The following is a 19,840-nucleotide window of genomic DNA, read 5'->3' as shown; positions in this document are numbered from 1 at the left end:
GCCCGTCGAGTACGAGAAAACCTACTACCTCACCACCACAAAACCGCAGGTCACAACCATAATCTGAGATCTCTATCGAACCCGGGGCGGTTCAGGCACACATTCGGGGGCACTGACCGAGGAAGCGGAGACCGTTGCAAGTCTCCACCTGTCCTACGATCTAGCACGGGCAGTTGCGCTCACCCCAGACGCGTCGCTGGACCTCATCGAACAGGTGGCGGAGGAACACGCACATGAACATCGACCTCACGAACGCTGAGTGGCAGAAGTCGTCCTACAGCAATACCGACGGAGGCAACTGCGTCGAGCCTGCTCTCAACTTCGCCGCAAGCCACGGCCTCGTCCCTGTCCGCGACTCCAAGGACCCCAACGGCCCCGCCCTCGTCTTCACGGCTGACCAGTGGGCCGCTTTCGCCAGTTTCGCTGCCACGTTCCAGGTCTAACCAAACCTCTCTGGCGATGGAGGCCCCGGCTGTCTAGATGGCCGGGGCCTCCTGCTGTCCTGGCTGTTGGTCACGTGACCAACGGGTGACCAACAGGGGCCCGAAACACCCAGGAACGGTCCCGATGCACAGGTATGGCGAACCGTCAAATTAGTGGCGTGTCGACCGTGTTTACGCAGGTCAGAGCAGAATGAAGCTGGTGCCCGAGTGGAGAGTTCAAGTCCCCCCTCAGACACGACCCGTGGGCCAACGGAGGCGGCCGGGGAATGCAGGTCGGGGGCGATCCGATCTGCATCGCGCGCTGTGCGTGACGCCACCGGCGCCGCAGAGCGAGGGTCCCGCAGGCGAGCCACTCAGTGGCGGTCAGGTCCGGCAGGGCGGGCGGCTGCGGGGCCGCCGTGGACGAAGGAGCCGCCGAGGAGGGTGTGGCTGGGGCGGAGGCTGTCGAGGGTGCCCTCGGGGGCGGTTGTCGGGTCGTCGGGCCAGATCGTGAGGTCGGCGAGGCGGCCGGGGGTGAGTTGCCCGCGCAGGTGGCTCTCGCCGGTCAGGCGGGCGGCGGCGGTGGTGTGCAGCCCGATCGCCTCCGCTCGGTCGATGGCGTGCTCCGGGCCGAGGACACCGTCGACCGTCGACCGGGTCGTCAGACCGTGGAGCGAGTGTGCGGCACCGTAGGCGCCGACGGGGTAGTCCGATCCGGCCGAGATGTCCGCGCCCGCGTCCAGCCACTCGCGTGCGGGGAACAGCGCGGCCACCCGCTCCGTGCCCCAGTACTCGGACTGAATGGCGGCGGCGTCGTGGAGCAGCGGCTGCTGGATGGTCACCGGAATGCCCAACTGCACCGCCCGCCGCCGCTGTTCCCGGTCTGCGAGTCCGCCGTGCTCCATGACCAGCGTGCCGTACGGGAGGCCGGGGACGCGGTGCTGTACGCGTTCGTACAGGTCGAGGAGGGTGCGGACGCCGCGGTCGCCGTAGGCGTGGATGCCGACCCGCCAGCCGCGTCGCACCACCCGTTCCACTGCCGTCTCCAACTCGGTAAGGTCCCAGGCGAGTTGACCGGTGTAGCCGGGAGTCGGGCAGTGTGCCGGGCAGTACGGGGCCTCCAGCGCGCCGGCTTCGATCCCGCCGTCCAGCCAGAACTTCACCCCCCACACCCGCAGCCAGGGATCGTCGAGGTGGCGCCAAGCCTCCATGCCGTCGAGGAGCTCCTCGACCTGCCGCACTGCGGTGAAGCCAATGGTGCTGAGCAACACCCGAACCCGGCAGCCGAGTTGACCACTCGCGCGGAGCTGCTGGAGCGCGGCGAGGTCGGCCGGGGAGGAGTTGGTGTCGCGCACGGTACCGATGCCGGTCGCCGCGTAGGCATGCGAGGCCAGGCGCAAGCCGTCCAGCTTGGCCGCCGGATCGGGTGCGGGCAGTTGCGGCCGGATCAGGGCCAGGCCGCCGCGCAGGTGGCCGTCGGGTCGGCCGTCGGCCGTGCGGCCGATGCTGCCGCCCACCGGGTCCGGGGTGTCGGCGTCGATCCCGCACCGGCGCAGCGCGTAGCCGTTGAGGACCTGGTTGTGCACCCCGCGCAGCACGAGCACCGGATGCCGGTCGGTCGCCCGGTCGAGCTCGGCGGCCGTCGGGAACCGGCGTTCGGCGAGGTTGAGCTCCTGCCAGTGCCCGGCGGTGCGGATCCACTCGCCCGGCGGCGTCCGGTCGGCCCGGGCGCGGATCAGGTCGAGGAGCTCGGGAACGGAACGGGCGCCGTCCACGGCCACGTCATGGGCGCTGTCGGCGGCCGCGATCAGGTGGGTGTGCGTGTCGTCGAAGGCCGGCAGCACGGTGGAGCCGGGCAGGTCGAGCAGGGTGGTGGCCGGTCCGGCGAGGTGGTCGAGCCCGTCCGGCTCCGCCGACAGCGCGAACACCCGCTCGCCGCGCACCGCGAGCGCCCGCTGCGGCCCCTGACCGGGGACGAGGGTGTGGATGCGGCCCGCGCGCAGCAGCAGGTCCGCGAACGGTGGGTTGGACGACGGCGGGGTGGACGACGGCACGGCGGCCTCCAACGGCTTCGGCCCCAACTCGGTGGCGGATGGCTGTTCAGGCCCCGGCCGGCCGGACCAGGCGCTCGTCCGGGATGACCGCGACACCAAGGATCTCGATCATGGCCTCGGGCTGCCACAGCCCCGTGGTGCCGATGCCGGCCATCGCGGGGTAGACCGGGCCGGCCAGCTCGCGCCACGCCCGCCCGATCTCCTTGCCGTGCGCCTGGTAGTCGGCGATGTCGGTCAGGAAGAGCGTCACGCTCACCAGGTCCTGCGGGATGCCGCCGGCCTCGGCCAGCGTCGCCAGGACGTTGCCGAACGCCTGCCGGAACTGCTCGACGATGCCGCCCGGGACGATCCGCATGTCCCGGTCGAGGGCCGTCTGGCCGCCCAGGTGGAGCGTGTTGCCGCTGAGCGTCCCGTGCGAGTAGCCACTGGGCGCGGGCAGGGATGCGGGGTTGACCGGAACCGGGGTCAGGTCGGTCGCCATGGAGAGCTCCTGCGGGACGGGAACTGGGTGGCGTCACCGTAACATCTATTGACAGTCTCGTGACGGTCGTAGAAATAATGAAATACAAGATGCCGGGCAGTACGAAGGAGAGGAACGGTCATGCGCCTCGCGACCGTCGCCCATGCGGCCGGTACCAGCGCCGCGGTGCTCGACGGGGACACCTGGCGGGCGCTGCCGGCCGCCGACCTGTCCGAGTTCCTGGCGGCGACGTCACAGGTACCGGCGGCCGCCCTGGCAGGTGAGCCGATCGACGGCGCTGTGCCGGTGCTTCCGCTGCCCGCGCCGCGCAAGGTGATCTGCTGCGGTCTGAACTATGCCGATCACATCCGGGAGTCCGGACGCGACCTGCCGGCCCACCCGACGCTCTTCACCAAGTACGCCGACAGCCTCACCGGTCCCGACGCCGACCTCGTCCTGCCGCCGGGCCTGCAGGTCGACTGGGAGGCCGAGCTCGCCGTCGTGGTGGGCACCACCCTGCGCCGCGCCGACCGGTCGACCGCTCTCGCCGGGATCGCCGGCTACACGGTGGCGAACGACATCTCGGTGCGTGACTGGCAGTACCGGACGGCGGAGTGGTTCCAGGGGAAGGCCTGGGACGCCTCCACTCCGGTCGGTCCCGTGGTCGTGACACCGGACGAGATCGACCCCGCCGAAGGGGTGGAGGTGATCTGCCGGGTCAACGGCGAGCAGGTCCAGCGCGGCAACACCAGGACGCTGGTGTTCGACCCGGCCGACCTGCTCGCGTACATCTCGACCTTCACCGTGCTGCGCCCGGGCGACCTCGTGCTGACCGGCACGCCCGGCGGCGTCGGGGTGGCCCGGGACCCCCAGCGCTTCCTCGCCGACGGCGATGTCGTCGAGGCCGAGATCCCCGGCATCGGCAGGCTGCGCAACACCGTGCAGTTCACGGGCTGACACCGCACGAGCTGGCACCGCATCACCTGACACCGCACCAACCGACACCGCCCGGACTGACGCCTCTCCGCACCAACTCCCGCACTGGCAAGGAGCTTCGATGGACCCCCAGCCACGTGACCCCGTCCTTGAGGGCGACAACTCGATGTACGCCACGGCGAGCGGCCTGGTGGTGCCGGTGGTGACCCGGGCCGGTACGGAGCCCGGGGACACCGGGCAGTCCGCCGGCGCCTCCCGGATCTCGGGGGTCAGCATCCAGCACACCCCGGCCACCAGGATCTGGTTCGGCAAGGTCCACAACGAGGGCGGCTACCGCTCGGTGCCGCACCACCACGGCGAGGCCGAGACCGGCGGCTACGTGCTCTCCGGCCGGGGCCGGATCTACTTCGGCCGGAACTTCGAGGACTACGTCGACATGGCGGAGGGGGACTGGGTCTTCGTCCCGCCGTTCATGCCCCACGTCGAGTGCAACCTCGACCGCGACAGGCCGCTCACCTGGATGACCACCCGCACCCCCGAGAACATCGTGGTCAACCTCCCCCAGGTCCCGGACGCGGACCTGCGCGACTGGCTGGAGCGGCCCTGATGACCGACACCACCTCCGAGGCGTTCACCACTGCGGTCACCCTGCGCCCCGCGCAGGCGGAGCACTTCGACCTCGCGTTCACGGCGGTCACCCAGCCCTGCCCGTGGCCGAAGGCCTACGGCGGCGACCTCGTGGCCCAGGCCGCGGCGGCCGCCATGAGGTCCGTCGACGACGGCAAGACGCTGCACTCCATGCACTCCTACTTCATGCGCCCCGCCGAGATCGGCAGGGACGTGCGCTACGAGGTGGAGCTGCTGCGCGACGGCCGGGGCTACGCGACCCGGCAGGTGCGCGGCTACCAGAACGGCAAGCCGCTCTACGTCTGCCTGGCCAACTTCGCGGCCGGCGAGCCCGGTGCGAGCTACGACCGCGGCCTCCCGGGTGCTGCGGACCTGCCCGGCCCCGACGAACTGCCCGGCTCCGCCGAGTACCTTGCGGACCGGACCGGCGGGACGATGACGCCGGCCTCGAAGACCTACTGGTCCAGCGGGCGAAGCTTCGACATGCGCCACGTGCCGGGCCCGGTCTACCTGACCGTCGAGGGCGCGCAGGTGCCCCACCAGGCGGTCTGGGTCAAGCCGTTCGACGCCCTCCGGCCGGTCGACGGGCTCACCGACGCGCAGCGGGACACGGCGGCCCTCGCGTACGTCTGCGACTACACGATCCTGGAGCCGGTGCTGCGGGTCCTGGGCCTGCACTGGGCGCAGGAGGGTCTGGTCACCGCCAGCCTCGACCACGCGATGTGGTTCCACCGCGCCCCGCGACCGGGTGCGGCGGACGGCTGGCTGCTCTACGCCCAGCAGGCCGACGCGGCGGAGGCCGGCCGCGGGCTCGCCTCCGGCCGCTTCTTCGACACCGACGGCACCCACCTGGCCACCGTCGTCCAGGAAGGGATGATCCGTAGGTCCGAGGCGGGCCGGGGATGAGCCTGCTGCCCTCGGGCCACACCGACACCTTCGCCCGCGACCACCTGCCCCCGGCCGGACAGTGGCCGGTGCTGGAGTTCACCACCGAGCTGCTCCAGTACCCGGAACACCTCAACGCCGCCGTCGAGTTGATCGACCGTCCGGTGGCCGCCTTCGGCCCGGACCGGCCCGCGCTGCGCACGCCGGACGGCGAGGTCTGGAGCTACGGCGAGCTTCAGCGGCGGGCCGACCAGATCGCCCGGGTGCTCACCGAGGACCTCGGCCTGGTCCCCGGCAACCGGGTGCTGCTGCGCTCCCCCAACAACCCCTGGGCCGTCGCCGCGTGGCTGGGCGTCCTGAAGGCCGGCGGCATCGCCGTCGCCACCATGGCCGCCCTGCGAGCACGCGAGCTGGCACCGATCGTGGCGAAGACCCGACCGGCCGTGGCGCTGGTCGACCACCGCTTCCTCGACGAGGTGTTCACCGTACGGGACACGGTCGCGCCGGAGCTGGCCGTCGTGGCCCACGGCGGCGACGCGGCCGACGACCTGGGCAACCGGGCTGCGGGGAAGCCGGGGCAGTTCCCGGCGGTCGACACCGCCGCGGTCGACGTCGCCCTGTTCGGGCCGACCTCGGGCACCACCGGCGCCCCGAAGATCACCGTGCACTTCCACCGCGACATCCTGTCGATCGACAACACCTTCGGGAAGGGCGTGCTGCGGCTGCGCCCCGACGACCTGGTCGCCTGCACCGCGCCGCTCGCCTTCACTTTCGGCCTGGGCATGCTGGTCGTCTTCACCCTCCGGGCGGGCGCCTGCGCCCTCCTCACCGAGGCCGCCACCCCGGTGGAGCTCGCCCGGCTGGTCGCCGACCGCGGCGTGACCGTGCTGGCCACCGCACCCACCGCGTACCAACAGATCGTCAAGTCCGGCGCGGTACGGCAGCTCTCGGGCCTGCGGTCCGCGGTCAGCGCCGGGGAGCACATCCCCCGGGCGCTGTGGGAGAAGCTGCGCGACGAGCTCGGCATCAAGGTCATCGACGGGATCGGCGCCACCGAGATGCTGCACATCTTCATCTCGGCCGCCGGGGAGGACATCCGCCCGGGAGCGACCGGTCGGCCGGTCCCCGGCTACCGCGCCACCGTCCTCGGACCGGACGGCGAGGAAGCCGCCCCCGGCGTCGCGGGACGGCTCGGCGTGATCGGCCCGGTCGGCTGCCGCTACCTCGACGACGAGCGGCAGGCGAACTACGTCGTGAACGGGTGGAACGTCACCGGCGACACCTTCCTGCGCGACGAGGACGACTACTTCTGGTTCCAGGCGCGCAACGACGACATGATCGTCTCCTCCGGCTACAACATCGCCGGCCCCGAGGTCGAGGCCGCGGTCGTCACCCACCCGGACGTGGCCGAGACGGCGGTGGTCGCCGCGCCCGACCCCGAGCGCGGCTCGGTCGTCTGCGCGTTCGTCGTGCTCCGACCCGGCGTGGTCGGCGACGCGGCGAAGGCCCGGGAGATCCAGGACCACGTCAAGCAGCAGATCGCCCCGTACAAGTACCCGCGCGACGTGCGCTTCACCGACGCACTGCCGCGCAATCCCAGTGGCAAGCTCCAGCACTTCAGGCTCCGCCAGATCGTGCAGGATCGCAGTGTGGCGAATCGCAGCGTGGAGGAGGACCGGGCATGAGGATCGCCATCGCCGGCGGCGGCCCGGGCGGCCTGTACTTCGCCGCCCTGATGAAGCAACTGGACCCGGCGCACGAGGTCACCGTCTGGGAGCGCAACGCGCCGGACGACACCTTCGGCTTCGGCGTCGTCTTCTCCGACGAGACCCTGAGCGGGATCGACAACGCCGACGAGGTCGTCCACGCCGCGATGGAGAGCCGGTTCGCCCGCTGGACCGACATCGACATCGAGTTCGACGGCCACCGGTTCACCGTGGGCGGTCAGGGCTTCGCGGCGATGAGCCGCCAGGAGCTGCTCCGGATCCTGCAGCAGCGGGCCGCCGATCTCGGCGTCACCGTCCACTACCGGACGCAGGTGCCGGACGTGGACGGGCTGCGGGTCTCCCACGACCTGGTGGTCGCCGCCGACGGACTCAACTCCGCCGTCCGGACGAAGTACGCCGACGTCTTCGGGCCGTCGCTGGACCGGCGGTGCAACAAGTACATCTGGCTCGGCACCGACCTGGTCTTCGAGGCGTTCCAGTTCTTCGTCAAGCAGACGGAGTGGGGCACCATGCAGATCCACGGCTACCCCTTCTCCGGCACCGGCTCGACCTTCATCGTCGAGATGCACGAGGACGTCTGGCGGCGGGCCGGCTTCGACCGGACCGGGGATCTCCCGCCGGGCGTCTCGGACGAGTACGCCGTCGGGAGGATCCGGGAGCTCTTCGCCGACGAGCTGAAGGGCCGTCAGGTCCTCACCAACAACTCGAAGTGGCTCAACTTCACGACCGTGCGGAACGAGCGGTGGCACGACGGCAACGTGGTGCTGCTCGGCGACGCGGCGCACACCGCGCACTTCTCGATCGGTTCGGGCACCAAGCTCGCGATGGAGGACGCGCTCGCACTGGCGGCGTGTCTGCACGAACACCCGTCGGTGGCCGAGGCGCTGACGGCCTACCAGACCGAGCGCAAGCCGGTCGTCGAGTCGACCCAGCGGGCCGCACAGGCGTCGCTGGAGTGGTTCGAGAACATCGGCATGTACGCGGGCCAGGCACCGGCCCAGTTCGCGTTCAACCTGCTGACCCGGTCCCGTCGCATCACCTTCGACAACCTCAGGGAGCGGGATGCCGGGTTCGCCGCCCTGATGGAGAGTGAGTTCGCCCGGCACGAAGGGGCCGCCGAGGTGGCCCCGGCGATGTTCCAGCCGGTGCGGATCGGTCCGCTCCGGCTGGCGAACCGCGTCGTCGTCTCCCCGATGGACATGTACTCCTCGGTGAACGGGGTGCCCGGTGACTTCCACCTGGTGCACCTCGGATCCAAGGCGCTCGGCGGGGCGGGCCTGGTGATGAGCGAGATGGTCTGCGTCTCGCCCGAGGGCCGGATCACCCCGGGCTGCCCCGGGCTGTGGACCGACGAGCAGTGCGACGCCTGGCGCCGGGTCACCGACTTCGTGCACGACCGCACGACCGGCCGGATCGGCCTGCAGCTCGGCCACTCCGGTCGCAAGGGTTCGACCAGACTCATGTGGGAGGGCATCGACCAGCCGCTCGACGACGGCAACTGGGAGGTGATCGGTCCGTCCGCGATCCCCTACGGCGCCGGCTGCCACCTCCCCCGGGAGGCCACCCGGGAGGACCTGGACAAGGTGGTCGCCGACTTCGCCGCGGCCGCCGAGCGCGGCGTGCGGGCCGGTTTCGACCTGGTCGAGGTGCACGCCGCCCACGGCTACCTCCTGTCGTCCTTCCTCTCCCCCGTCGCCAACCGGCGCACCGACGCGTACGGCGGGATCCTGGAGAACCGGCTGCGGTTCCCGCTGGAGGTCTTCGACGCCGTCCGCCGGGCCGTCCCGGCCGGGATCCCGGTGACCGTCCGCATCTCGGCGACCGACTGGGTGCCGGACGGCAACACCGACGACGACGCCGTGGAGATCGCCCGGGCGTTCATCGAGCACGGCGCCGCCGCGATCGACGTCTCCTCGGGGCAGGTCACCCAGGACGAGAAGCCCGCCTACGGCCGCTCCTACCAGACCCCGTTCGCCGACAAGATCCGCCACCGGGTGGCCGGGCCCGCCGGCGTCAAGGTGATCGTGGTCGGTGCCATCTCCTCGTACGACGACGTGAACTCCATCCTGCTCGCCGGACGGGCCGACCTGTGTGCCCTCGGGCGCACCCACCTCTACAACCCGCAGTGGACCCTGCAGGCCGCCGCCGAACAGGAGTACCGCGGCGCGGGCGCCCGGTGGCCGATCCAGTGGGAGGCGGGCCGCCGCAGGCCCCCGACCTCCCGTTCCGACCGGATCCCGCCGCGACTGGAGCTGCTGCGCGAGGGAGCCGCCGGCCAGGTGCACCTGCGCTGGACGCCGGGGCCGGACCCGGCGTCCGGGTGACCGGCCCCGGGGTCGAAGGTCCGGTCGGCGTCCACCGGACCCGGATCGAGTGGATCGACACCGACGCGGCGGGCATCTACCACAACAGCGCGATCGTGCGATTCGTGGAGGCCGCCGAGGCCACGCTCATGGCCGAGCGGGGCCTGCCCGGGTACTTCCCGGTGGCGCCCCGGGTCCACTACGAGGTGGACTTCGAGTCACCGCTCTTCTTCGGCCAGGACGTCAGCGCGGTCGTGGAGCTGGTCCGCATCGGCGCGTCCTCGATGACCTTCGCCTTCGAGGTCTGGGGCGAGCGGTTCGAGGGACGGCAGCGTCGCCGGGCCGCGCACGGCCGCTACGTGACCGCGCACATCGACCGCGACCACCGCAGCGGTGCCGCGAGCGTGCCGTGGCCCCGGGAGTGGGTCACCGCACTGCGCGGCCCGGTGCGATCATGAATGACCCTCTCGGCGATACTGGACGGGATGAGCGAGACGAAGAGCGCCCGGCCCCCGGCAGCCGCCCGCCGTTCCCGGACCCTGCTGGTGAGCTTCCTCGGCGCGGTCGTCCGCCCCATGGGCAACTGGATGCCGATCGCGGGCGCGGTGGAACTCCTGGCCCAGTCGGGCCTCGACGCTGCCGGCGTCCGGACGGCGGTCTTCCGGCTCAAGAAGCGCGGATGGCTGGAGTCGCAGACCCGCTCCGGCCTGCGCGGCTACGCCCTGACACCCGCCGCGCTGGAGGCGCTCGCGGCCGGTGACGAGGTGATCTGGCACGCGCGGCAGCCGGCCGATCTCGGCGACGGCTGGTGCCTGGTGAACTTCTCCGTGCCGGAGTCCGCCCGCGCGGTGCGCCACCAGCTGACCGCGCACCTGACCTCGCTCGGCTTCGGCAACATCGGCTCGGCGGTGTGGATAGCCCCCGCGCGGATGCTCCCGGCCGCTCGACGCGCCATCGCCGAACTGGATCTCACCGAGCAGTGCGCCGTCTTCGTCGGCGACTATCTCGGGGGGCAGCAGCTCACCACCATGGTCCGAAACGGCTGGGACCTCGCCGAGATCGACCGGCGCTACCGCGAGTTCATCCAGGAGTACGCAGGAGAGGGCGACCGCCTCGCGGCCGACTCCGCCGTCGACGGCAAGCACGCCTTCGTCACCTACCTCTCGGTGGTCGACCACTGGCGCAAGCTGCCGTTCCGCGACCCCGGGCTCCCACCCGAGGTGCTGACCGAGGACTGGAGCGGCCCCGCTGCCGTCCGCCTCTTCGAGCGGTTGGTCGCCGAGCTGGACGGCCCGGCACTCGCCCACGCCGCCCACTACTGGTCCGCCCAGCCGAGGCCGACCGCGACCGAAGGCGGCGGCGCAGCGTCGAAGTGACGCGCCGTCAGGCTGGGTCGGCGGGTCGGCAGCCAGGTCTGGAGGGTTGCTGCCAGTTCGTCGTGTCCGGTGAAGGCGTGTCCGTTCATGCCGACGGCCTGGGCGGCGCGCACGTTCTCCTCGCGGTCGTCGACGAAGAGGAAGTCGGCGGGGGCCGCGTGCAGGGCGGCGACGCAGTGGCGGAAGGCCGCCGGGTCCGGCTTGGCGGCGTGGATCCCCCCGGAGAACGCGACGTGGTCGAGGTCGTGCAGCCAGGGCTGGGCGGCGCGGAAGGCGTCCGCGTGGTCGGCGGGGATGTTGGAGAGCAGGGCGACCTCGGCGACGTCCCGCAGGGACTGCACGTAGGCGACCATCTGGCCGTCGACGCGTGACCAGCTGTCGATGTCGGCGAGCCGCAGCTTCTCGATGAGGTCGGGGCGAGCGGAGAGGGACAGCCGGTGCAGGACGGCCGTCCAGTACTGGGCCGCCGAGAACCGTCCGGCGTCGTACGGCCGGCGGCAGGCCCAGTAGGCGGCGGCGAACGCATCCGTGGGGGCGCCGCCCAGGGCGGCCATCTCGCCCAGGGCGCCGGGTCGTTGGTGGCGGGCGATGACGCCGAAGAGGTCGAACAGCACGATGGGGCGGTCGGTGGACATGGCGGGGAGTCCTGCTGCCGACGGCAGGTCAGGGGCGGGAGCCGGTGCCGGCCCGGCCGGTGTCCGCTCCTTGGTGGCGGGTGACGCTGCGACCGTCTCGGTTCGACGCGTACGGTCGGGTCCGGTACGCAGGACTCGCGCAGCGACGGCGGTGGTGGCGCACAGCAGGGTCAGCAGGACGAAGGTGTGGTTCAGGGCGACCAGGTGGGCCAGCCAGCCGATGACGGCGGGGCCGGCGAGCATGCCGACGTAGCCGAGCCCCGCGACGCGGGAGACGTTGGCGCCGGCTGCGGCCGGGTCGGCGTGCCCGGCCGCGCTGAACAGCTGCGGGACGCAGCCCGACAGGCCCAGGCCGAACAGTGCCCAGCCGGCGAACGCCGTCCACAGCCACGGGCCGAGCGCCACGAGCGTGCTGCCGACGGCGGCCGTGGCGGCGCCGTACCGCAGGATCGCCATCGAGCCGAACCGGGAGGCGAGGCGGTCGGCGAGCAGTCGGCCGACGGTCATGGCCGCCGCGAAGGTGCCGTACGCGTAGGCGGCCGTGCCGGCCGAGGCGCCGAGAACGTCCCTCAGGTGCAGGGCGCTCCAGTCGTTGGCGGCGCCCTCGCACAGCATGACCATCAGCGCCAGGACCGCGAGGAGTCGGACCTGCCCCGTGGCGTCCGGTGCCTCCTCGGACGGCGGCAAGCTCGGCCGCACCGCCTTCGCCCACGTCGGCCCCGCCACGCTCCTGCACACCCTCGTCACCGACACCACCGCACCCGCCGACGAGGTCTCCGCGCTGGAGGCCGCCGGCACCGTCGTCAGAACCGCCTGAGCGGCCAGCCCTCAGCGGTCGGGCACGGTGGTGGTGACCATCTTCCCGGCGCCGGTCCGCAGGACGTGCACGCCCTGCCCGAGCACCGGCACCACCGTCAGCCCGAGGCGCGGCGGCCCGGGCCCGGCAGGCGTCCGGCACAGTCGGGCGCTGCTGTCCTCGACTACCACGGCCACGGTGCCCCCGGGCGACACCAGCACGGTGAGCCGGCACGGTCCCGCTGCGGGCCGGCAGGCGTTGCCGATCAGCTCGGCGACCACCAGCTCAGCGTCCTCGCGGGTGTGCGCGCCCAGCCGGCCCTCGCCCCGGTCGGCGAGCTCGCGCAGGAAGCCGGCGGTCGCCGACCGCGCCGCGCGTACCGAACCGGGCCGGCCGTCCAGTTCGACCTGTAGCGAAGGGGACTGGCGCACGCTCCCACCTACCGGTCCGCACGTCCGTCCCGGCGCCTATCCGGAACCGGCCGGCTCATCCGGTTCGTCGGCCAGCCCCTCGCGCAGGCCGGTCAGGATGCCGGACAGCAGGCGCGACACGTGCATCTGGGAGACCCCGATCCGTTCGGCGATCTCCGCCTGGGTGCAGTCGCCCCAGAACCGCAGCGCCAGCACCGTCCGCTCGCGCTCCGGCAGTTCCCGGATCAGCGGCCGGACCGCCTCCTTGAACTCGGTCAGGTCGAACTCCCGGTCGTACACGCCGAGTCGGTCGACCAGGCTGCGGCCGTTCGAGTCGTCCTGGTCCTGCGACAGCGCGTCCAGCGAGTTGGCCCGGTAGGCGCAGCCCACCGCGAGTCCGGTGACCACCTCGGCCGGGTCGAGGCCGAGCTCCTCGGCGATCTCGTCCGGCGTCGGCAGCCGGCTGAGCGTCTGCTCCAGCCGGTCCGAGCAGTGCACCACCCGGAGGTAGAGCTCCTGCAGACTGCGCGGCACCCGGAGGGGCCAACTGGTGTCCCGGAAGTACCGCTTGATCTCGCCGGCGATGGTCGGGATCGCGTAGGTGGCGAACTCCACGCCGCGCCGGCGGTCGTAGCCGTCCACGGCCTTGATCAGGCCGACCGTCCCGACCTGGAAAATGTCCTCCGGGTCGGCCGACCCGTGCCGGAAGCCGCCGGCCACGAAGCGCACCAGCGGCATGTTGAGCTCGATGACGGTGCCGCGCACGTAGCTGTACGCGGCCGACTCGCGTTCCAGGGCCGCCAGTCGGGTGAACAGCGCGTCGCTGAGGGCACGGGCCCGGGTCTTGCCGAGGGCCCGCATCTCCTGGCGGCTGGGCCGCCGCAGTTCGACGGACAGTGTGGTGATGGTGTCGGAAGTGCCCATGGAGGTCAGCTCCCCGGACGTCCCGCGCGCCGCCCGTCCGGTCGGTTCGGGACGACCCGCCGACCCGGAGGGCGACACGCACCGATCAGTGGGTGGGAGACCGCCGCACCGTTGCGCCGGCTGCGCTGCTCCCGGCACGATGACCGTGCGTGAGGTGCCGACGTCACACCGACCGCCGGACGGAGCCGGGCCGGGCCCGAACACCCCGCGCTGCTCTCGTCCCCCGTCCGGGCCCCGTTAAACCGCACCCGGGAGACCCTCACCCCCAGCTCAGCGGCACTGCACGCAGCGTCCGGGCCCACTCTCCGCGCCACCAGCCGTCGGAGCGGACGGGCGACCACCGGCAGCCGGCGCAGGGCCGTCCACCCCGGTCACCTCCGCGCTGCCCCAGGACTCCGGCCGGGACCAGACGGCCGAGGAGCGGGCCGACCACGGTGGGGCGACTTGCTTCAGGGGGTGCGGATCGCCCGGACCAGGCGCAGATCATGTTGGGTTTTCTGCTCACGGTCCCCTTCACCGAACGGTTCGCCGGGCTCGCACGGACCCTGTACGTCACGGTGGTGACGCTCGGCGCGTCGGCGCGTTCGCGGTCGGCACCCCGATCGCCCCGGTTCTCCTGCCACCGGCTGCTCGCCGGGGAGCACGTCAAACCCCGGATGGCCACGGCCGTCGCCCACCCGGTCGCGCTCGGGCCCGTGCTGCTCGCCCTGACCACCTCTGCGGCGCTGCTGCTCCTGCGGGTCGCGGGCCTGGACTGGGGCGCCTGGGCCGTCGCCGGGGGTGTCCTGCTCCGGTGCGGGCTCTGCTGGGGGCTGTTCCCCGCCACCGTGCTGCGCCGTGGGCGGGACGGACGCCCCGCTCGCCGAGCCGGGCCGGGCGCGTCGTCGGGCTGTCGGGGGGCGTCAGCGCCGGTCACGTCGGCGGTGCATGCCGGTCGGCGGCGGCTCCCGGTCCTTACGGCGCTGGCCGAGCACGAAGGCCAGGATGATGACCACCACCAGCACCGCCCCGGCCACCACCAGCCAGATCGCGCCGAGGCCCGCTTCGGCCAGTTGCGTCTGCACTGCGAGATCCATTGGCATCATGCCTCGCGCCTGTCCGCGCCGCGCCGTTTCAAACCCGGTGCCCGCCGCGTCCACCGTCCTCGACGGGGCCGAGCACCAGGTGGCCGTCCTCGGCGGTGACCGCGACCGGGACGGTGCGGTCGTCCGGGAAGCGCAGGGTGAAGACCGGGTCGACCAGCAGCAGGAAGTCGAAGCCCTCCCGGGCCCGGTCCGACCGGTCCGGGTCCGGCACCGCGACGCCCCGCCAGCCGTCGCCGGCCGCCGAGACGGTCAGGCTCACCCGGAAACTGCCCAGGCAGGTCAGGGGGTTGGACCACCACTCGAGCGTCGCGGGGCCCTGGTATCTGTGCATCAGGGGCGGGCGGCGCCGGGCGTGGCCGCACCGCCACCGTCGCGGGGTTCGATCCGGAAGTCGAAGGCGAAGGTTCCCGGGTCGAGCGCGGACACCCCGCCGTCGACCGCCAGCACGGCACCGTTGACCAGACTGGCGGCCGGTGAGAGCAGCCAGCCGATCGCCTCGGCGACCTCCGTCGGCTCCCCGGCCCGCCGGACCGGGCTGAGCCGGGTGGCCTCCTGGTACGCCGCGTCGAGACCGTCCGGGCCGCCGGGACCGTCCGGGCCGCCGAGCCCGGCCCGCTCGGCCAGCCGGGTCATCGGCCGGTCGGCCATCTCGGTCCTGACCCAGCTCGGGCAGACCACGTTGGCCCGCAGCCCCCGGTGGCCGTAGTCGACGGCGAGCGAGCGGCAGAGCTGGAGCAGCGCGGCCTTCGAGGTCGCGTACGCGGCGTTGCCGGACCCGTTCCGCAGCGCGGAGACCGAGGCGACGCCCACCACCGCGCCCGCGCCGGACGCCAGCAGGTGCGGCAGGGCGGCCCGGAGCAGCAGGAACGGGCCGGTGACGTTGGTCCGCATCACCTCGTCCCAGTCCGCCGGGGAGAGGTCGCCGACGGCGCCGGGCCGCCCGATCCCGGCGTTGACCACCAGGCCGTCGAGCCGCCCGAACCGGGACACCGCCGTCTCCACCAGCGCCGCCACCTGGTCGGGGTCGGTGGTGTCCGAGGGGTGCGCCACGGCGCCGGTCCGCTCGGCGAGCAGGTGCAGCGGCTCGGGCCGCCGCCCGGAGACGACCACCTGGTGTCCGGAGGCGCGCAGCAGGCGGGCGGTGGCCGCACCGATCCCGCTGCCGCCGCCGGTGACTATGACAACTCGCTGGTCGGCCATGGGTGTTCCCTCTCCGGTGCCGGGGCTGCGCGGATGGAATGATCATAGGCGCACAGCCCGCCACCGCTGCCCTGACCAGCCGTCACGTTCCTCCCGGGTGCACCCCGGCCGGTCAGTCCGTCTCGGCGGCGATCTCCAGCGCGAGCACCTGGAGGATCTGCTCGGTCGTCACCTCGGGATCGGTCTCCTCGTAGCCGTCCGCGACCGCCTCGAAGGCCAGCACGAACCCGGTGATCAGGGCGCTCAGCGGCTTCGACAGCTGTCCCAGGACGGCCCGGCCGATCTCGTTGGCGTCCGCCTCGGCGGGCACCACGAAGTAGTCCGGGACCACCTCACCGAGCAGTTCCGAGGCGTAGTCCGTGCCGACTCCGCCACGCAGGGCGGTGAGCGCGGCGATGGCCTTGAGCTTGATCTCGTTCTCGGTCATGCAGCGAGGGTAGGAGAACTTGCCGCCGCCGGGCCGCCGGGCACGGGCCGACCCGCCGACGGACCGTCAACCACCGGGTCGGGCGCACCTGTTGCCCGAAATCCATAGCTCATCCGGGGTCTTCCCCTGTTGATCGTGACCTGTCAGTCTGGGCGGGTTTTGCAGCGACAGAGGAGGCCCCTTGCAACGCGTACGCATATCGACCCTCGCGGTGGCACTCACCAGCGCGTTCGTCCTGCTCGCCGGCACCGCCGCCACGGCGACCGCGGCCCCGGCGGAGAGTTCCGCCGCGAAGGTCGCGCCGGTCACCTGGACCCCGTGCAACCCGGACCCGTCCAAACCCGATCCGCTGATCTACGACTGTGCCGTCTACCCCGTTCCGCTGGACTACGCGAAGCCGAACGGCGAGACGGTCGGCATCGCGATGATGCGGCGCCGGGCCGGTGACCCGGCCAAGCGGATCGGCTCGCTCTTCATCAACCCCGGCGGCCCCGGCGGCAGTGGCTACCTGTGGGCCACCACCACCCGGTTCGAGCCCCGGGTGATGGACAGCTTCGACCTGGTCGGCTTCGACCCCCGCGGTGTCGCCCGCAGCAACCCGCTCCGGTGCTTCGGCACCGACGAGGAGGCGAACGGGGTCTTCGACCGGATGACCGGGGTGCCGGTCACCCAGGCGGAGATCACCGGCACGCTGGCCGCCACCAAGGACTACACCGACGCCTGCGGACGCAACGCGGGCGCGCTGCTCAAGCACATGTCCACCCAGAACGTGGTGCGCGACCTGGACCGGATGCGCCAGGCCGTCGGTGACGCCAAGCTCAACTTCGTCGGGTTCTCCTACGGCACCCTGATCGGCGCCACCTACGCCAACATGTACCCGACCAAGACCCGCGCGCTGATCGTCGACGGCAACGTCGACCCCCAGCTCCGGCTGGCCGACGGCCTGGAGTACGACCGCCGCCGCGCCAACGGGTTCGAGATCTCGCTGGACGCCTTCCTGTCGCACTGCAAGGCGGCCGGCACGCCCCGGTGCGCCTTTGCCGACGGTGACCCCCGGGCCAGGTTCGACGCGATCCGCGACCACCTGCGCACCGACCCGGTCACCCTGCCGGACGGCTCCACGGTCACCCTGAGCACCTTCACCAGCCAGGTCGCCAACGCCCTGTACTCGCAGAGCCGGCAGGCTCCGCTGGCGAGGTCCCTGCAGGCCCTCGACCAGGCGATCAACGCCCAGCCGTCGGTCGCCGCCCGGTCCGCCGCCCCGAACGAGGCGAGCGCGCTGGCCGTGCTGGTGCCGACCGCGCTCCGGGAGGCCCTGCCCGAGACCCCGTACAGCAGCGACGACTCGTACTACGGCGTGAACTGCCAGGACAAGCCGTACCCGTCGAACCCGAAGCTGTTCCCGCTGATCGCGCGGGCCTGGGAGCTCGGCGCGCCGACCTTCGGCCGCTACCAGGCCTTCGACGGCCCCGCCTGCTCGACCTGGCCCGCCCCGGCCCGTCAGGTGGAGCGGTACACCGGCCCGTGGAACAAGCGGACCGCGAACCCGGTGATGGTGATCGGCAACCTCTACGACCCGGCCACCCAGTACAAGTTCGCCCAGAGCATGCAGCGCGAGCTCGGCAACGCCGTGCTGGTCAGCGTCGACCTGGTGGAGCACTGCGCGATCGGCAAGAGCAAGGCGCTCAACGCCCAGGTCACCTCGTACCTGGTCGACCTGGTCGCCCCCAAGCCCGGCCAGCTCCTCAAGCCGGACGTCGACGCTTTCCCGGTCGTGGCCTGACGATCCATCCGGTCCCGGACCGGTGGCGACACCAACGGCTGGCGTGCGGTCGGCAGTTCACCGACCGCGCGCCCGCTCTGCCGTTGCCGCACCTCGGATCGTCTTCCGCTGGTGGTCCCCGGCTCACCGGGGGTTCACCCGCCCGGGTAGGGATGCCTGCGGCGGGTCTCGGGTCTACGGAGGAGTGGCTGATGGACGGCATCGGGCAACGGGATGTGCTGCGGGCGGGCGCGGTGGCGGGGGTGACCGGCGTGGCGCTCGGTGCCGGGACGGCGGGGGTCGGGCAGGCGGCGGAGTCCGAGCGGACGGTGGTGCTGACCGGCAGGCTGGCGACCGGGGCAGCGGACTTCGTCCACCTTCCGGTCGACGTTCCCTCCGGCGTACGGGAGTTGGCGGTCAGGTACGAGTACGACCGGCCGCCGGTGCCGGCCGGGACGCCGGGGAACTCCTGTGACATCGGCATCTTCGACGAGCGCGGCACCGAGCTCGGCGGCCCCGGCTTCCGGGGCTGGTCGGGCGGCTTCCGGACCGAGTTCGCGATCAGCCGGGAGCAGGCCACCCCCGGCTACCTGCCCGGGGCCGTCCGGCCCGGGCGCTGGCACGTGGTGCTGGGTCCGTACCAGGTGGCGCCGCAGGGGCTGGCGTACCGGGTCGAGGTGACGTTCCGGTTCGGCGCGCCGGGGCCGGCCTTCGTTCCGGCCTACCCGGCGGAGCGGGCCCGTGGGCGCGGCCGGGCCTGGTACCGGGGCGACTGCCACCTGCACACCGTGCACTCGGACGGCCGCCGGCTGCCCGAGGAGGTCGCGGCGGGTGCCCGGGCGGCGGGCCTGGACTTCATCGTCTCCACCGAGCACAACACCTCCTCCGCGCACGGCGTCTGGGGCCCGCTGGCCGGCCCCGACCTGCTGGTGATCCCCGGCGAGGAGGTGACCACCCGCAACGGCCACTGGCTGGCGCTCGGCGTCGAGCCCGGCCAGTGGGTGGACTGGCGGTACCGGGCCAGGGACGAGGCGCACCAGCGGTTCACCCGCCAGGTCCGCGCCCACGGCGGGCTGGTGGTGCCCGCGCACCCGTACTGCCCGTACGTCGCCTGCCAGTGGAAGTTCGGCTACGAGGACGCCGACGCCGTGGAGGTGTGGAACGGCCCCTGGACGTACGACGACGAGTCCGCCCTCGACAGCTGGGACGCCCGGCTGGCCAAGGCGGTCCGGCACGGGCGGCGCCGGCTGCCCGCGATCGGCAGCAGCGACGCGCACAGCAGCCCGCAACCGATCGGTGCCCCGCACACCGTGGTGCTGGCCGAGGACCTGACCCGGGATCACATCCTGGCCGGGCTGCGGGCCGGCCGCAGCTGGATCGCCGGTTCGACCGCCGTCCGGCTGGAGCTCACCGCCACCGGCCACGGGCGGCAGGCCGGGATCGGCGAGCGCCTCACCCTCCCCGCCGACGCCCCCGTGGACGTCCGGCTGACCGTGGCCGGCGTGCCGAACGGGACCGCCCGCCTGCTCACCGACGAGGGCCAGCTCCGCCAGCAGACCCTGCCCGCCTCCGGCGAGACCACCCTCACCTGGCGCACCACCGCCTCGCTGGCCGCCTACGTCCGCGCCGAGGTCCGCCTCCCGAAGCCGGACGGCACCCCGGGCAGGGGCAACAGCATGGGGCCCGACCTGCCCTGGGGCCCGATGGCCGCACTCACCAACCCGGTCTTCCTGGAACGGAGTTGACACCCCTCCGGCCCGGCCCGCCGAAATGAGGTGGCCGGCCGCCCCCGGCACTGGTCATCCTGTCCT

Annotated in this window: 19 protein-coding genes and 3 pseudogenes; 12 read left to right on the top strand and 10 right to left on the bottom strand. The window is 72.6% G+C overall.

What is annotated here, in order from left to right; translation table 11 throughout:
- Positions 1 to 233 precede the first annotated feature (233 nt).
- Positions 234 to 443 (top strand): DUF397 domain-containing protein, encoded by a 210-nt coding sequence (locus ACIRPK_RS21685; protein ID WP_403040902.1) that lies wholly within the window; start codon positions 234 to 236, stop codon positions 441 to 443.
- Positions 444 to 796: 353 nt separating this feature from the next.
- Here the strand turns inward: ACIRPK_RS21685 and ACIRPK_RS21680 are convergent, their stop codons facing one another.
- Both ACIRPK_RS21680 and ACIRPK_RS21675 read right to left on the bottom strand, forming a co-directional pair.
- Positions 797 to 2,476: an amidohydrolase gene (locus ACIRPK_RS21680; protein ID WP_403040901.1), complete on the bottom strand. Its 1,680-nt coding sequence runs from the start codon at positions 2,474 to 2,476 to the stop codon at positions 797 to 799.
- A 46-nt stretch (positions 2,477 to 2,522) separates the two neighbouring features.
- Positions 2,523 to 2,957, bottom strand: a complete 435-nt coding sequence (locus ACIRPK_RS21675) for a RidA family protein (protein WP_403040900.1) — start codon at positions 2,955 to 2,957, stop codon at positions 2,523 to 2,525.
- Positions 2,958 to 3,077: 120 nt separating this feature from the next.
- Here ACIRPK_RS21675 and ACIRPK_RS21670 point away from each other — a divergent pair, with 120 nt between their 5' ends.
- The 7 genes from ACIRPK_RS21670 to ACIRPK_RS21640 all read left to right on the top strand — a co-directional run bounded on the left by ACIRPK_RS21670 (position 3,078) and on the right by ACIRPK_RS21640 (position 10,790).
- Positions 3,078 to 3,893, top strand: coding sequence for a fumarylacetoacetate hydrolase family protein (locus ACIRPK_RS21670; protein WP_403040899.1), 816 nt, complete (start codon positions 3,078 to 3,080; stop codon positions 3,891 to 3,893).
- Positions 3,894 to 3,993: 100 nt separating this feature from the next.
- Positions 3,994 to 4,479, top strand: a complete 486-nt coding sequence (locus tag ACIRPK_RS21665) for a cupin domain-containing protein (protein WP_403040898.1) — start codon at positions 3,994 to 3,996, stop codon at positions 4,477 to 4,479.
- Complete coding sequence (locus ACIRPK_RS21660; RefSeq protein ID WP_403040897.1) at positions 4,479 to 5,405, top strand: acyl-CoA thioesterase; 927 nt, start codon at positions 4,479 to 4,481, stop codon at positions 5,403 to 5,405. Before ACIRPK_RS21665 ends, ACIRPK_RS21660 begins: the two co-directional genes overlap by 1 nt.
- Positions 5,402 to 7,069 (top strand): AMP-binding protein, encoded by a 1,668-nt coding sequence (locus ACIRPK_RS21655; RefSeq protein WP_403040896.1) that lies wholly within the window; start codon positions 5,402 to 5,404, stop codon positions 7,067 to 7,069. The genes ACIRPK_RS21660 and ACIRPK_RS21655 overlap by 4 nt, the downstream gene beginning before the upstream one ends.
- Positions 7,066 to 9,435: a bifunctional salicylyl-CoA 5-hydroxylase/oxidoreductase gene (locus tag ACIRPK_RS21650; protein WP_403040895.1), complete on the top strand. Its 2,370-nt coding sequence runs from the start codon at positions 7,066 to 7,068 to the stop codon at positions 9,433 to 9,435. The genes ACIRPK_RS21655 and ACIRPK_RS21650 overlap by 4 nt, the downstream gene beginning before the upstream one ends.
- Positions 9,432 to 9,872, top strand: a complete 441-nt coding sequence (locus ACIRPK_RS21645; RefSeq protein WP_403040894.1) for an acyl-CoA thioesterase — start codon at positions 9,432 to 9,434, stop codon at positions 9,870 to 9,872. Before ACIRPK_RS21650 ends, ACIRPK_RS21645 begins: the two co-directional genes overlap by 4 nt.
- 27 nt (positions 9,873 to 9,899) lie before the next feature.
- A complete protein-coding gene (locus ACIRPK_RS21640; RefSeq protein ID WP_403040893.1) occupies positions 9,900 to 10,790 on the top strand; it encodes a PaaX family transcriptional regulator C-terminal domain-containing protein in 891 nt (296 codons plus the stop codon).
- On the opposite strand, the gene ACIRPK_RS21635 is transcribed toward ACIRPK_RS21640, so the two are convergent.
- Both ACIRPK_RS21635 and ACIRPK_RS21630 read right to left on the bottom strand, forming a co-directional pair.
- Positions 10,730 to 11,425 (bottom strand): HAD family hydrolase, encoded by a 696-nt coding sequence (locus ACIRPK_RS21635; protein ID WP_403040907.1) that lies wholly within the window; start codon positions 11,423 to 11,425, stop codon positions 10,730 to 10,732. The genes ACIRPK_RS21640 and ACIRPK_RS21635 overlap by 61 nt on opposite strands.
- 39 nt (positions 11,426 to 11,464) lie before the next feature.
- Positions 11,465 to 12,064: pseudogene (locus ACIRPK_RS21630) on the bottom strand (MFS transporter); the annotation flags it as partial.
- A 31-nt stretch (positions 12,065 to 12,095) separates the two neighbouring features.
- Between ACIRPK_RS21630 and ACIRPK_RS21625 the strand changes: the two are divergent.
- Positions 12,096 to 12,242 (top strand): annotated as a pseudogene (locus ACIRPK_RS21625) (decarboxylase); the annotation flags it as partial.
- A gap of 11 nt (positions 12,243 to 12,253) precedes the next feature.
- On the opposite strand, the gene ACIRPK_RS21620 reads toward ACIRPK_RS21625, so the two are convergent.
- Positions 12,254 to 12,652 (bottom strand): hypothetical protein, encoded by a 399-nt coding sequence (locus ACIRPK_RS21620; RefSeq protein WP_403040892.1) that lies wholly within the window; start codon positions 12,650 to 12,652, stop codon positions 12,254 to 12,256.
- A 36-nt stretch (positions 12,653 to 12,688) separates the two neighbouring features.
- Complete coding sequence (locus ACIRPK_RS21615; RefSeq protein WP_403040891.1) at positions 12,689 to 13,555, bottom strand: SigB/SigF/SigG family RNA polymerase sigma factor; 867 nt, start codon at positions 13,553 to 13,555, stop codon at positions 12,689 to 12,691.
- Positions 13,556 to 14,040: 485 nt separating this feature from the next.
- Here ACIRPK_RS21615 and ACIRPK_RS21610 point away from each other — a divergent pair.
- A pseudogene (locus tag ACIRPK_RS21610) lies at positions 14,041 to 14,364 on the top strand (DUF6328 family protein); the annotation flags it as partial.
- 93 nt (positions 14,365 to 14,457) lie between these two features.
- Here the strand turns inward: ACIRPK_RS21610 and ACIRPK_RS21605 are convergent.
- The 4 genes from ACIRPK_RS21605 to ACIRPK_RS21590 form a co-directional block, all read right to left on the bottom strand.
- Entirely contained in the window at positions 14,458 to 14,619 is a 162-nt protein-coding gene (locus ACIRPK_RS21605) for a DUF6479 family protein (protein WP_403040890.1), read from the bottom strand.
- 49 nt (positions 14,620 to 14,668) lie between these two features.
- Positions 14,669 to 14,971: a hypothetical protein gene (locus tag ACIRPK_RS21600; protein ID WP_403040889.1), complete on the bottom strand. Its 303-nt coding sequence runs from the start codon at positions 14,969 to 14,971 to the stop codon at positions 14,669 to 14,671.
- Complete coding sequence (locus ACIRPK_RS21595; RefSeq protein ID WP_403040888.1) at positions 14,971 to 15,840, bottom strand: SDR family NAD(P)-dependent oxidoreductase; 870 nt, start codon at positions 15,838 to 15,840, stop codon at positions 14,971 to 14,973. Before ACIRPK_RS21595 ends, ACIRPK_RS21600 begins: the two co-directional genes overlap by 1 nt.
- A 112-nt stretch (positions 15,841 to 15,952) precedes the next feature.
- On the bottom strand, positions 15,953 to 16,267 hold the full coding sequence (locus tag ACIRPK_RS21590; RefSeq protein WP_403040887.1) for a hypothetical protein: 315 nt from the start codon (positions 16,265 to 16,267) through the stop codon (positions 15,953 to 15,955).
- Positions 16,268 to 16,448: 181 nt separating this feature from the next.
- On the opposite strand from ACIRPK_RS21590, the gene ACIRPK_RS21585 reads away from it, so the two are divergent.
- Positions 16,449 to 18,050, top strand: coding sequence for an alpha/beta fold hydrolase (locus tag ACIRPK_RS21585; RefSeq protein ID WP_403040886.1), 1,602 nt, complete (start codon positions 16,449 to 16,451; stop codon positions 18,048 to 18,050).
- 191 nt (positions 18,051 to 18,241) lie between these two features.
- Positions 18,242 to 19,774, top strand: coding sequence for a CehA/McbA family metallohydrolase (locus ACIRPK_RS21580; RefSeq protein WP_403040885.1), 1,533 nt, complete (start codon positions 18,242 to 18,244; stop codon positions 19,772 to 19,774).
- Positions 19,775 to 19,840 lie beyond the last annotated feature (66 nt).

The organism is Kitasatospora sp. NPDC101801 (assembly GCF_044766665.1).
Taxonomy (GTDB): Bacteria; Actinomycetota; Actinomycetes; order Streptomycetales; family Streptomycetaceae; genus Kitasatospora.
Note: the sequence above shows the minus strand (reverse complement) of the source record. Positions and strands in the feature narration are given on the sequence as shown.

Coding starts and splice junctions, on each gene's coding strand:
- ACIRPK_RS21685 (WP_403040902.1), top strand. CDS start 234: ATGAACATCGACCTCACGAACGCTGAGTGGCAGAAGTCGTCCTACAGC.
- ACIRPK_RS21675 (WP_403040900.1), bottom strand. CDS start 2,957: ATGGCGACCGACCTGACCCCGGTTCCGGTCAACCCCGCATCCCTGCCC.
- ACIRPK_RS21670 (WP_403040899.1), top strand. CDS start 3,078: ATGCGCCTCGCGACCGTCGCCCATGCGGCCGGTACCAGCGCCGCGGTG.
- ACIRPK_RS21665 (WP_403040898.1), top strand. CDS start 3,994: ATGGACCCCCAGCCACGTGACCCCGTCCTTGAGGGCGACAACTCGATG.
- ACIRPK_RS21660 (WP_403040897.1), top strand. CDS start 4,479: ATGACCGACACCACCTCCGAGGCGTTCACCACTGCGGTCACCCTGCGC.
- ACIRPK_RS21655 (WP_403040896.1), top strand. CDS start 5,402: ATGAGCCTGCTGCCCTCGGGCCACACCGACACCTTCGCCCGCGACCAC.
- ACIRPK_RS21650 (WP_403040895.1), top strand. CDS start 7,066: ATGAGGATCGCCATCGCCGGCGGCGGCCCGGGCGGCCTGTACTTCGCC.
- ACIRPK_RS21640 (WP_403040893.1), top strand. CDS start 9,900: ATGAGCGAGACGAAGAGCGCCCGGCCCCCGGCAGCCGCCCGCCGTTCC.
- ACIRPK_RS21635 (WP_403040907.1), bottom strand. CDS start 11,425: ATGTCCACCGACCGCCCCATCGTGCTGTTCGACCTCTTCGGCGTCATC.
- ACIRPK_RS21615 (WP_403040891.1), bottom strand. CDS start 13,555: ATGGGCACTTCCGACACCATCACCACACTGTCCGTCGAACTGCGGCGG.
- ACIRPK_RS21600 (WP_403040889.1), bottom strand. CDS start 14,971: ATGCACAGATACCAGGGCCCCGCGACGCTCGAGTGGTGGTCCAACCCC.
- ACIRPK_RS21595 (WP_403040888.1), bottom strand. CDS start 15,840: ATGGCCGACCAGCGAGTTGTCATAGTCACCGGCGGCGGCAGCGGGATC.
- ACIRPK_RS21590 (WP_403040887.1), bottom strand. CDS start 16,267: ATGACCGAGAACGAGATCAAGCTCAAGGCCATCGCCGCGCTCACCGCC.
- ACIRPK_RS21580 (WP_403040885.1), top strand. CDS start 18,242: ATGGACGGCATCGGGCAACGGGATGTGCTGCGGGCGGGCGCGGTGGCG.